The organism is Haloarcula vallismortis ATCC 29715 (assembly GCF_000337775.1).
GTDB lineage: Archaea > Halobacteriota > Halobacteria > Halobacteriales > Haloarculaceae > Haloarcula > Haloarcula vallismortis.
Genome location: NZ_AOLQ01000054.1, coordinates 1 through 12,828 on the forward strand (window position 1 = coordinate 1; position 12,828 = coordinate 12,828).

At 52.2% G+C, this 12,828-nt stretch carries 10 protein-coding genes; 3 read left to right on the forward strand and 7 right to left on the reverse strand.

The features are described 5' to 3' along the window. Nucleotides 1-31: 31 nt before the first annotated feature. From C437_RS12305 to C437_RS12335, 7 genes are all read right to left on the reverse strand, one after another. Nucleotides 32-838, reverse strand: coding sequence for a glycosyltransferase family 2 protein (locus tag C437_RS12305; RefSeq protein ID WP_004517285.1), 807 nt, complete (start codon nucleotides 836-838; stop codon nucleotides 32-34). 87 nt (nucleotides 839-925) lie between these two features. Next, entirely contained in the window at nucleotides 926-1,174 is a 249-nt protein-coding gene (locus tag C437_RS12310; protein ID WP_241431676.1) for a hypothetical protein, read from the reverse strand. A 282-nt stretch (nucleotides 1,175-1,456) separates the two neighbouring features. Next, nucleotides 1,457-2,209 carry a UTP--glucose-1-phosphate uridylyltransferase AglF gene (gene aglF / locus C437_RS12315; RefSeq protein WP_004517287.1) on the reverse strand — a complete coding sequence of 251 codons (753 nt, stop codon included), beginning with the start codon at nucleotides 2,207-2,209 and terminating at the stop codon, nucleotides 1,457-1,459. Between the two features lie 102 nt (nucleotides 2,210-2,311). Next, nucleotides 2,312-2,512, reverse strand: a complete 201-nt coding sequence (locus C437_RS12320) for a hypothetical protein (protein WP_049919771.1) — start codon at nucleotides 2,510-2,512, stop codon at nucleotides 2,312-2,314. A gap of 1,387 nt (nucleotides 2,513-3,899) precedes the next feature. Continuing rightward, nucleotides 3,900-4,442: a DUF7344 domain-containing protein gene (locus C437_RS12325; protein ID WP_004517290.1), complete on the reverse strand. Its 543-nt coding sequence runs from the start codon at nucleotides 4,440-4,442 to the stop codon at nucleotides 3,900-3,902. Nucleotides 4,443-5,313: 871 nt separating this feature from the next. Further along, complete coding sequence (locus C437_RS12330) at nucleotides 5,314-5,577, reverse strand: HalOD1 output domain-containing protein (protein ID WP_004517291.1); 264 nt, start codon at nucleotides 5,575-5,577, stop codon at nucleotides 5,314-5,316. Nucleotides 5,578-5,647: 70 nt separating this feature from the next. Further along, nucleotides 5,648-8,812, reverse strand: coding sequence for a GAF domain-containing protein (locus C437_RS12335; protein WP_004517292.1), 3,165 nt, complete (start codon nucleotides 8,810-8,812; stop codon nucleotides 5,648-5,650). Nucleotides 8,813-9,366: 554 nt separating this feature from the next. Between C437_RS12335 and rdfA the strand changes: the two genes are divergently transcribed. The 3 genes from rdfA to C437_RS12350 all read left to right on the forward strand — a co-directional run bounded on the left by rdfA (nucleotide 9,367) and on the right by C437_RS12350 (nucleotide 12,777). Further along, nucleotides 9,367-10,014, forward strand: coding sequence for a rod-determining factor RdfA (gene rdfA / locus C437_RS12340; RefSeq protein WP_004517293.1), 648 nt, complete (start codon nucleotides 9,367-9,369; stop codon nucleotides 10,012-10,014). After that, nucleotides 10,011-11,801, forward strand: a complete 1,791-nt coding sequence (locus C437_RS12345) for an archaea-specific SMC-related protein (RefSeq protein WP_004517294.1) — start codon at nucleotides 10,011-10,013, stop codon at nucleotides 11,799-11,801. Before rdfA ends, C437_RS12345 begins: the two co-directional genes overlap by 4 nt. A gap of 151 nt (nucleotides 11,802-11,952) precedes the next feature. Next, nucleotides 11,953-12,777: a hypothetical protein gene (locus C437_RS12350; protein ID WP_004517295.1), complete on the forward strand. Its 825-nt coding sequence runs from the start codon at nucleotides 11,953-11,955 to the stop codon at nucleotides 12,775-12,777. Nucleotides 12,778-12,828 lie beyond the last annotated feature (51 nt).

Sequence of the window (12,828 nt, forward strand, 5' to 3'; positions counted from 1 at the left end):
TGATCCAATACCGAAGGAATCCAGCGTAAGGTTATTCTGACAGTTCTGCAGATTGGGAAGGTCTATCAATCTCCGGGACCCCTCCGCTGTCTGCCTCGTGGTGGGGCTGACTGAGGAACCCTCGAAGACGTCCAGCTGTCTTTGCAACAGTGCTACCGGTTTCTACTACGGTAGCTGTTGGTGTTATCCTGATGTAATTCAGCGGGTCAAATGCCTCACAGAAAATATTCTTTAGCTGATTCGCTCGTGAGATGTCACACTTTGACCAGTAGTATGGACTCTTCGTTTCGAGCTTGTACTGTTTCCTCCAGTATTCAGTAAAAGAAGACGTGTACGGATGGTCGACAACGAGTTCGGGTTCGTACCGAATATCAAACTCGCTTCTGACTCGCCTGGCGAGCTCTTTTTCTTCGTGGCCCCACCCTATCTGTTCGTCCCACCCCCCGACAGCCCTGAACACGTCCCTGTGAACACCCATATTACACCCCCAGAAGTACTTGACATAGCACGCATCGTCTCCCCAGTCGTAATGTTCGGTGAAATGCCGGGCAAACACGTCATCTACCGGGTGGATGGTTCGACCGGCGTAGGCCGCCTCTGTCTCGAGGACCTCGCTAGCTTTTCGAAGATATCCTGGTCGGGCCCGGGAATCATCATCGAGAAACACAATCTTATCGCTTGCGGCACGTCTGATCCCCTCGTTCCGAGCTCTGGTTACCGGACTCTCATCGCATACAATAACCTCGAAGTCATCGAACGCCTGTTCCTCGAGGCACTGTATTGCTTCGATCTCATCTCGCGGCTTCAATGTCGCGATGACAACGCTGACCGATACCATGTAATGCCTTCTATGAAATTAATCTCGCTTTCGACATATTATTATACTCTCCCTGTCACTATTAGGAACGACATTCTCCTGTTCGGCCTATGTCGGCATGGTTGCAATAACTGCCTGCACCCACGATACAACCCCGTAAATGAACACCACAAACCCGCCCATGGAAACCCAGCGTAGTCGCCTGTGGTTCTTTGGTCTGACACCATCCGGTTTACTGAGTTCGACCGCAAAGAGAAACCCTGCATAGCCGAGCAGGTAATACAACAACGGGTTCCAACGCCCGATAAATATCATTCCCCCCAGCGTCGTGAATAGCCAGACGACGAACACGCCCACAAATTGTCGGACCCAGCCAGCACACATAGCTACGTCAATACAGGCCTTCCCGTTTTGTTATGCTACTGCTAGCGCGTGCTGCTGGCCGGTAATTTGAGTAGTGCTTCCAGCGGCAGTTACCGTACCAACAACTGTGGGTGTCCAGTATTCTAACTCGGATACCTACTGATAACCCACAGGAATAATATCAATCAAAGTTGCAGTAATCGAATCGCATGCGCTTTGCAATCGGCTCACGGCGATCAATATAGCGGTGACTGAGTAGTTCAAACAAAGGTGGAGCTATTGAGCGATGTTCCCCTCGGCGGTGGGTCGCGAGTCCGGTTCTTCTGAAAGCCGCTGCTCTGCAGCATCCCTATCTTCAGGACACCCAACGTCGATACGCCACCCGTTTAGACGCACAGCGTCGATTGTTCTTCCAGTATCCATGAGTAAATCGATAGCATCACTGAGTTCGTATTCGCCGCGATCAGAGGGCTGAACTAAGCTACACGTTTTAAATATTGCTGGAGAAAACGTGTAAAAACCGGTCATGACCAGATTAGATGGAGGGTCGTCTGGCTTCTCTACTACATCGGTAATCTCACCGTACTTATTGGTAACGCAAACGCCATATCTAGACGCCTCGTCCTCCGGGACCTCCTCCACCAGAAACGCGCAGTCGACGCGTTGTTCTCGTTGTCGTTGCACGACTACGTCGAGGTTTCCTCGAAACACGTTGTCTCCCAGCATCAGCATAAAATTGTCCTCAATTTCCGGTTCGGCCTGTAGCAAGTCGTGTGCTAACCCAACAGGCTCCTCCTGATGAATGTACGTTATTGGGATCCCATCATATGAGCTTCCGTAGTGGTCGATAATCTGCTCTTGTCGATATCCGACGACAATGACAAACTCGTCTGCATCGAGTGAAACGAGCTCGTCAAGACAATGTGACAGAAGTGGCTCTCCGTTTACCTCAACTAACGCTTTTGGGAGGTCATCAGTCAGTGGCTGGAGTCGCGTTCCTTTCCCTGCTGCGAGAATTACTGCTTTCATCAGTCACACGCTTTCCCAGATGACACATTGTAATGCTGCTACTAAGCAGAACTTATCAGCGGTAGGTGAACCGCATATTCTTACGGCGTCATCGTTTTTCAGCTACCGGCGTAGATCTCGAAGCGAATCCGAGTGAATGACAATGAACTCTTCTTCACCGAGTTGTGACTCATGCTCTGGCAAAAATATCAACTGAGAATCAGTTGAAGATTTGACAACAGTGAGTTCTTCCATCTCGTAGCCAAGGTCTGATTCCCAGTCTGGATCTGTTGCTACGTCTTCCCACTCCTCTGAGTTCATCATTCAGCTGCTACCCCATTCAAATATCCTGATCTTGACAAGTCCAACCACTTGTGGGTAAATCGCGAATTCTGACGCCTGTCCAGTAGTTCTAATCCCAGATTAAGACAGTGTTTATACTCACTCTCTACCAGGCTGACATCGAGCATATCTCGGAAAGGTGTAATTACTATATTAAATATTGCGTCCCCATACACTGCATTTCTGCATCTTTTACAAACCGTTTACTTACCAACCCAGACTAGATCTTGTGCCCAGCAAAAACACCCACCACCTCCGGAAGTAAGATTAAATTACCTCGCTATTCGACAGGTTGACATTGGACGACAACACCGTTCCGTGACGTATACGACCAGGTGAATACTAAGCATAGACATAGGATTCACCACCGAACTGGATTCAACCAAATAGCTTTCATGCACCCGTACCAACCTCTATATCCACAGAACTTAATCACGATTGTATACATGCTATGTTAACTGCGTTCAGTAGCCTGAAGCTTCAAATCGACAATGTCCTCTCCAGCGCTGCCAGTAGGGACCCTGACAACTCTCGACATCTGAATAGTATTAGCAGCCGCCGATGTTATGTGTGAGTCCGGAGTGGTAAGCCCACCTGTGCCAGAATAACACGACTATAACAATACGCCACTACGCGTAAGATGTTGGCGGAGAGGGCAGTTACCCGACACCCACAACACCGGCCCAATCCTTACCACCCCCCTTCAGGGACGCTCGTGCCCTGTATAGTCGCTGTCGACTCGGATCGCTCTCTCCACTTTGACAGTGAGCCGGGGCGGCTTCGGTCACACCGCTTTTCCGGCTCACTCCGGTTACAGCGCTCATATTGCGGCGATTGGCCCGAAATCTTTGTTATGCTTTCGTCGATTCTTCTGACCAGCTGTGGATACTCTACCGTCCTCCTCAGATTAAACCCAGGTCCTGGGCAGGCGACTGGTATATACGTGATAAGCCGCAACTGGCGTCAGATGTTGTGACCAAGAAACAATTCTTGTCATGATGTTTGTACATTTCGGGAACGCTCCCAAAGCCAACGTTTTGATACGGACTCACAGTAGCCGCAGGATTTTATGCTAGTTATATGAACTTTTGAAAGCTTGATGCAGCTATACCTTGGGACATGGATAACTGGCAAGTGTTTAGAAGAAGCTGACTACCTCAAATATGAACTCAATTACTAAACTGCAACAGTTACACATAGCGGTGTATGCCGAAACATATCTCCGACAGCGAAATGGAACGGATTTCGGAATTCGCGAGCACCCCAATGTACAAACGGTCGCCCGATCAGTTACTGCCGGACGGTGCAGCCGACGACGAAGGATAACATGCCCTTGGGGGGTGTTTTTTTAGCCAATATATAGTTCCGATCACGGCTCACCGATATCAAACGACTTATCATTTCTTCCTCGGCGTCTGGAAACCGCGTGAGCAATGGAAAGCACAAGAAATGAACTAATGACGATTAGTCCGATAACTAATGGATTAATCGCACTGACCAGAGGAACACCAACAATCGCTGCTATGAGCAAAACGGCATTCAACAGAGCCACGGCTCCATAATACTGATACCATTTTGACTCATCATCGCCATTGCTGATGAACGGTTCAACCTCCGGGGCATCCTCTCGAAGCGCTATCTCACCCGTATCAGCGTCATACGTTATTAGCCCTGCCTCCTGAAGCTTTGGGGCATGGGTCTGATACAGCGAAACGTACACCCGCTTTCGTGCCTGCGAAGAGAGTTCTTCGACGGTTGTATCGTTTTCCCACGCAGCTAATTCCTCAGCTAGATCAGTCAGCTGGACTGGCTCCATCTGCTGGCGCAGATAATATAGCGTGTATCGACGCCTAGAGCTGCTGAGGATATCGAACATTTGGTCGCGCGAGAGCTCTGGTTCTTCCTCTGCCATCGATGCACTCATGACCTCGGTTGCTGCGTTGGTTTATGTTCAGGTCGCGAGAGCGACATATATACACGAAACCCGGGGTACCGTTTTGTTACACCCCCGTTACCCTCTAATTCCTGAGTAAGAAATAGCTACTTGCATGACGCGTTGGACTCTTGTCTTTCACCGGCCACTCACAGTCAATATATAATCCCTGTGGCTGTAATGCGGAATGATAGGATCTATGATGTGAACTAATCACAACGATTGAGAATGCATAATGGTCAAATATGTGAATAAAAGCGCCGTACGGTGAGGTCTGGCTCGGGTGGGACAAGTTTCTGATTCACGCCACCAAACCCTGAGTCGACTTCTATTAGTGCATATGTAAATATTAGAACTACACCATTAGATTCTAACCGGAATGCACAGAGACAACGTAGCACCCTATTAATAATATATTGCGGTTATATCGGCCCTGTCACCTCATTTATTCTCTCACTGAGTGGCATTATATAAAGACCGGTGTAAAACACTGGCCCAGCCGTGATTACAATCTTGAGAACAACCCGACCTGACGTTTATAAAGACTTGGCTGTTACTGGAACTCTCTCAATACGAGATGAGTGTCCCTACCCTATCGGACCAGTGATTGATAGACAAAGGAATCCTTCATTACTGCAAAGCATTCTATGTATACAACCTATTTCGGTCCGTAGTAGGATACACCACCATCTGACAGGGGGTAAGAGCGCGATTTGGGCTAATCATCTTCAAAGTATGGAACCCACCTCTGTGGATACTCCGTTGTATCCCTGTATCGCATTTTAGATATTCTCTTACCGATGGCTATTCATCATTACTCACCGAAAACTAGTAGGATGTTGCCAGCCGATTACGTGGGCGTGATCTCGATTGTCTCGCTGTCTCGAATCCGAACAGTGTACCCACTGTATGTGAAACTGATCTGAATATCGTCGTTGGACTTCCCCGTGACAAGTGTGTCAAGGGCGTCCGGGTCGATCTGGTTATATAATGGCGGAAGGCTCGTTTCCGTTACGGATTCTTTACTTGCTATCGCGGTAACAATTGCTTCACTCGGTGATTCGTACTGGTTGTTCCAGAAGACAGTTTCTGTCTCGTTCCACTCCAAACTCATTGTTCTTTGTATGAACGCACTCCCGTATCAGGATATACTCTATCAGGCTAGCAAACTGAGATGGTCGACGCTATCTATCTAGATGCTGTGTTGTTCCACCTTCGCTAAACAACTGCTCAAGCAGTTTCCGGACAGCGACCCGGAGATGATGGCTGAACGTCGGCTGTGATATATCGAGTGTATCGGCAATCTCCTGACCGGTCTTGTCCCGAGGAGATTGATAGAACCCGCTATAGTAGGCTGCAAGTAGGACCTCAAACTGTCGGGGGGTTAGTTGTGCCGTCAGTTCTGAGTGAAATGACTCACGGGTTTGGACGCCACGCTCCCGTTTGTGACGGCTCATGAGTTCGATATCTGGACATGAACCCCGTAATTCAGCTATGAGCTGGCGAATGTCGACCGTCTGTGGGATTTCAAGCTGAATCTCCAGAGTCTCACCGTCGGACCGGATTAACTGCGGTGCTCCTCCCTGTTCGGCGACTGCCAATGCGAGCTGTGTACCCGATACTGTTGCCTCGAACAAGCTCGTATCTTCTGTGTCAGTTAAACACTCTAGTCGCTCAATCCGGGGGAGGGTGTCCATACACGCCTGTAGGTCATCGGGGGAAGCGTCAGTGCTGAAAAACACGATACAGCTGGTATCTCCCTGTGGGACGATACCTTCGAACGTGATTTCGGCATTGACGACGCCCGCGATCCGATGAATGATATCGTCGGATTCCGTTGCTTCCAGCCGGATTTCGACAGCTCGATCGGCGACGAGCCCTTGCTTCGTCTCAATGCTGTTAATGGCGTATCCGACGGTCTCACTCACCTCCTCAAGGACTGACTGCGTCGGCAGATCGAAAATGTCCGGCGTTTTCGCGTACACTGTGAGGATGCCATAGGAGAGCTGCTGATAGCTAAGTGGAATGCTGATGACTGACTGGAAGCCTCGTTCCAGTAGCTGTCGCTGCCACCCTTTCCCCCTGAGGCCGTCCGCGATGTTGTTGTTCAGCGTCTGTTCGTTAGTTTGGGCTGTCTGGACTGCCGGTGGAGGCGGTGTCTCATTCGAGGGCATGCGGGATTCTTCTAGAAAGCCACGGTCGGTGCCTGCCCACGTCCGCGGTGTAACTCGGTCGCTATCGGACTCGTATTCGCCGATCCAGGCAAACGAACAGATGTCGGACGCGACTAACTGGTCACACACCGCTTGCTCTATTTCCGAGCGACTGTCTGTCCTGAGCACTCGCTCGTGAATTTTCTGACTTAGCTCTGTCAACCGATTCATTTGCTCAAGCTGAACCGTCTGTTGCTCAAGATCACGCTGTCTGTCTTCGAGCTCCGTCTCGTAGGTCAGCCTATCGAATGCCGTTCGAATTGTCGCCCCAAGGAGCTCGGTAATCCGGTGGGCTTGGGTATCGAACACGCCGCCGGTGGTGTCACCTGCCCGAAGGACGCCGTGATCGCCCAGTGGGACAAACACGGCTTTCCCGTCGCCTCTTGTCTGTCCGTTCGCATCAGTGGTCGAGTCTTCGTCGCACAATATCGTTTCTTCGGTGAAAAAGGCCGAACTCACGGGGCTATCGTCGTCTGCCGGAATCGGCCGGTGTGACTCGGTGTCTGTGGCCGCAAGCGGGCGGAACGCGTTCGTCTCGCTGTCGAACGTGTACAGCACGACTCTGGGGAGCCCGATAATATCACGGGCCCGGGAGACGACGATCTTCGCGGCTTCCTCTTCTGACGTCACACCCAGGAGGTCTGTCGCTGTCTCGTACAACTGTGTAAAGCCCATCTCCGCCCGTTGTGTCTGTAATTCGTTTCCGACCCACTTGCCCAGCAGGTCTACGAGTGTCACGTCCCAGTCTGAGAACCCGGGCCCGCTCCCCCCGGAACCGTAGAAACAGAGCGTACCATAGACGCTCTCACCAACAGTGAGTGGCGTCCCGATGTACCGATTGACTTCGCTGTCCCACATGTGGTCTTGACCACTGTCGCCACGTTTAGTGTCGACATCCGTCATCACAACCGTCTCTCCGCTCGCAACAACCTCGGCACAGGGCGTTCCTGATAATGGAATGGTCCCTCCTGAAAAAATCGTTTCGTCAGGTGTCTGAAGCACTTCGAAACCGTACTCCAGCCCATTGATGTGAGACAGCGTCGCATACTCGGTTCCAAGTACGCTGCGGCCGACCTGCATGAGATCAGCTATCTGTTCTCGTAAGTCCCCCTCCTGCGTGGTGAACACTTCGGTAATTGTCCGCAGGACCTCTTCGCGCATCTCGAGCTCGGCACGCGTGGCTGTTGAGTGGAGGCCATCAGCGACGATTTCCGCAAGTTCTGTCAGTACGGTCTGCTCCGCCTCGTCAAATGCGTATGGCGTGTTCGCATATATCGAAATCACACTGGGCACTGATCCCGTGTACTGGATTGGGAGGACGATCATCGACCGGAAGCCGTACTCCGATGCGAGTTCGCGCCAGGGCTGGCCCGACGAATCGGTCCGGATGTCGGACGCCACCTGATGTTCGCCGGTTTCGATGGCGTGGCCGAACGGCCCGTCGTCGAACACTGAGTGGCCGTATTTAGAGAGCATCGCTTCGACATATTCGAAGGCATCCCCACCGCCCGCAGAGGGTACGATATCACCTGATTCGTTCTTCTCTCCGATCCAGGCGAACTGGTAGGCATCCGAACTGGTCAGAATCTCGCAGACGGCTTCTTTAATTTCCTCTGCCGTTGAGGCCCGTAGTACCTGCCGATTAATCTCCCGGAACAGTGAATTAATCCGTGATAGCCGCGCAGTTTCTCGGCGGAATCGGTATGACTCGACCGCGTTCTCGATTCTGTTTGTGAGTACTGCGTACTGTTCCGGGCCGCCACCTTTGACGAAGTAATCAGTGACGCCGGCAGAAACTGCTCTGCTGGCGAGTTTCTCGCTCCCCTGGCCTGTCAATAGAATAAATGGAAGGTCTCCGTTGGACTGTCGCACAGTCTCGACAAACTCAATCCCGTCAGTCTCGGGCATCTCGTAGTCACTGACGATACAGTCAATCGACTCGGAATCGAAGTAGCTGAGTGCATCCTCAACACTTGCGGCTTCAATGACATCGATACGGTCATTCTCGTGTTCCAGCAACTCCGCTGTTGTCCGCCGGAACTCCCCGTAGTCATCGACTAACAGTACCTTGATTCTCGAGGCTACCGTTTCACTATCCGCTGATGCCGGCCCATTTTCACCGGCCAACTTCCGCATACTACACCAATTACGAGACAGGCCGTATAAACGTTTGACTTGGTTGCAACGCCGCGACGGTTCTATCTCTGCTAGTACCTGCTTTCATTGCGGAATTCGGCTCTATCTACGTGAGTGGGTCGCTTACATTCTTACAATGTGTGCGGACGCTGCAATCCTCCGTACAAGTGGTTCGCTTTACTCTACATCCTGAGAATATTACATGTATCGAAATACGTCATAATGTAGAGTACACTTTTATCCCTATCTCTGGTGAGGTACGAGATTACTTTCGATACGCCTCACGTGCGGAAAATAACTGAATAATGAATCTGATTTTGCGTGTTACTAACGCGTAATACTACCGCCGACATATCACATTCAATTTGTTACTGGTCTCAATACATATGCACTACATTAGTGGTGGCTGACAAACAACCTCAAAACCTCATATTTACACATTTCTGATATAAGTACACACTAAGGGTGTGTATTTTCTGTAGTCTGTGTGCACACGACAGACTGTAGTCGCCGCCGTCAAAAACTATTACTGAGCACGCTGAAATAACTGGACAATGGCTGGTGACTCCGGTTGCAAAGTAGACGCGGTCATCGACAAGTACGCGTTGGCGTCGGCAGACCCAGTCTATGACTCGCTTGACGATGGCCTGCTCGCACGCTGGACTGGTGCTGATGACCGAACCGAAATGGGGTATCGGTCGTTGACAGCGTGGTTCAACAAACGACTGCTGAAACAAGTCTATACTGAACACGGGCGGGACGCTCTCGATACCCGTATAGACAGCGACTACGAGACGTTGCAGGGCAGCGACGACCTGCAACGAGACGAACTGATAGAGCGACTTCAGGCGACTGGCATTCCTGGTGCATCAATCCACGATGACATGGTTTCGTGGGGGACGATGCGAGCGCATCTCAACGACTGCCTGGACGGGGAAAAAGAGCCCCCGGAGGCGACAAAAAACTGGGAGCGCGAAAGCGTGGCAACGGCTAAAGCTGTCGCCGAACGGAAGGCCGAAACGGCGCTGTCCTCGCTTGCGACGAAGGGTGATATTGACGGCGGTGACACGGCGGAGGTAGAGGCCCAGATACAACTTGGATGCCCAGACTGTCCAACTCGTGTTCCGTTCGATGTCGCAGTTGAGCGTGGGTACGTCTGCAAGCAACACCGGAGCGCGAATCTGTCAGTACACAACTCATGAGCTGGGACATCGAAATCGAACGAATCGCGGGGATTCTTGACGGGTCGGCGACTATAGAGCCGGGACTGAACGTTGTCCGTGGCTCAAACTGGCAGGGAAAATCAAGCTTTGTCGAATCAATCAAGACAGCCCTCGGTACCTCTACTGAGCTGACCGAAGGAAAAGACGACGGTGCAGTGCATCTCGAAACGCCAACTGGTGTCTACGACGTGACGCTCAGCCGTGAGAACGGTACTGTGGTCCGGTACGGTGAGCCGTATCTTCGCGACGAGTACGACGTGATCCGCGCCGAACTGTTTGCGTGCTTGGACGAGCGAAACGATGTCCGTCGTGCTGTCCGGGCAGGAGAAAATCTCGAAGACGTGCTGTTGCGGCCGCTTGACTTCCAGAATATCGACTCACAGATCGAGACGTTACAGCGGGAGCGAGAACAGATCGAAACGGAACTCACGCAGGCCCGCGAAGCCAAAAAGCGGATCCCCATCGTTCAGGAGAAAGTGACACGACTGGAAGACGAGATTGAAGACTTGCGGACCAAACGCGAGACAATCGACAGCGAGGCAGGAAGCGACGACAGTTCCGAGTCGGTTCGCCGTCAGCTCAGTCAAGCACGGACTGAACAGAATCAGGCCGAAAACCGCGTTGAACGACTGGAACAAAGTATCGAGCGGACGGAACAGCGTCTCTCGGAGCGGCAGGATGCTCTCGATGCGCTCGAAATCCCGGAGTACAATGATATTGAGGACAAGCTTTCGGCGGCGCGGGAAAGTCTGTCACAAGTGGAGCGCGACGCCGAAGTGCTCCAGTCTGTGTACTCGGCCACCGAGATGGTACTCAGCGAAGACCGGCTTGACTTGCTTACCGAGGTAAAGCGCGATATCGACGGGGACACCGTCGCCTGTTGGACCTGTGGCAGTGAGACCACACGAGCAGATTTGGCTGCCAGACTGGATGCAGTCGGAAGCGAACTCACAGCGCTTCGGGCTCAGAAGGAGACCTACCGAGATACTGTCGAGGAACTGGAAACGCAGCGCGAGGAAATCAGTCAGGCTCGGCGGCGAAAGGCTGACCTGGAAGAAGACATCGCTGAGTTGCAGACGACACTGGCCGACCGTAAACAGAGCCTCGCGACAGCCAGAGACAGGCTCGAACAGGCTCAGGAGGACGTAGAGCGACTCTCCGATCACGTTGATGCAGCCGTAGCTGAACTTTCGGATATTGAAAGTGAAATCAAGTACCGCGAGGCTGAACTCGAAGACACCGCCGACGAACTGGCACAACTGGAAACGCGAGCCGATCGCGTCGACGCGCTGGAAACCGACCTCGAATCTGTGCGCGATGACCTCGCAGAACTACGGGGCCGGAAAGACCGAATCAAGCACGAGGCACGGGAAGCGTTCGACACGGCGATGCAGGACATCCTCTCCCGATTCGGAACAGGGTTCGAAACGGCTCGACTCACCGCTGACTTCGATATCGTGGTTGCTCGCGACGGCCAGGAAGCGAGCTTGGATGCCCTCAGCGAGGGGGAACTCGAACTCATCGGCTTTGTAGCTGCGCTGGCCGGCCGCCAGTCGTTCGATGTCGGCGACGCTGTCCCGCTCTTGCTCGTTGACGGGCTAGGCGGCCTTGATGACGACAACCTGCACACCCTTATTGAGTACTTGCAGCGGGGAACCGAGTATCTGGTATTTACTGCGTACCCGGAATACACCGCGTTCGATGGACGCGAGATCGACCCGACCCAGTGGACTGTTGCGAACGAGAAAGCGGCCTCGGCTGACTGAGCCCCCCTCAAACCGTAATCCGATTACTGACGACGAGCCCTTGCTCGACTGCATACCTCTGATGTCTGAAATAGAATAGTTTTAGGCATAGTCTCAATTTTAGGGGGTTTATACAATGGAACTATAGACTATCGCACCGCAACCCAATCATATGGCGAATATACGGGTGAAAGACTGGACGAAAGAAAAACTACAGGGCATACGGAACGCAGAGTCACATTCATCGTACGATTCGGTCATCAAAACACTACTGAAAGACCGGGAACTCGCGAAGTACGCAGACGATGACTCCAATACTGCGATAGACGAGTCGATCAAGTCACAGGATGCCGACATCGACAAGATGTTCGACGACCTGACTGTGCTGGCGGAACTGACTGGGAGCCACGACGACGTGTTGTTCCTGTGGTGTCCAAACTGCGGGAACGAACTCGTCCATCTCACGGTTGAGCGGCCGCTTGGCCGCTCCGTGTTCGAAATGGAGTGTCAGCGGTGTCTTACCCATCTTGACAGCCAGGCCATCGTCGCTATCGAGCTGCGGTATCCACTCGAACAAAAGATGATTGAGGGACAGCTTCAGGCTGACCTCAAATCCTGCGTGGTGGATTACTGGGACCGGACACTGAAGGGAGTAACTACTGATACAGTCGAAACAGAGCCTTCCGCCGCCCGTCTCGTATGGCAGTTTGACCAGTATCACAAGCAGTTCGACTGGGACTGGCCGACTGCTGTCCCGACTGTCAGTTTTGTCCCTGGTGTCACGTATCGCAACACTGCGACTGACGAGCGAATTGAGGCCGTCGAAGCTGTCACCGAGCACCGAAACGCATTGGACTCCTACAAAGTCAGACGCTCCACTGCAGGTGGCGATGTCATCTCGGACCAGCTTGACAGCAGTACGATTGTCGACTGGATTGTCAATCGTGAACTGGTCGTTACTGAGCAGTCCATTGGAACGACCAAACTCACAACGTAGCGAATCATGAGGATAATCGCCCGGAGTATCGTTGGTGGAGCTGGCTGCCGC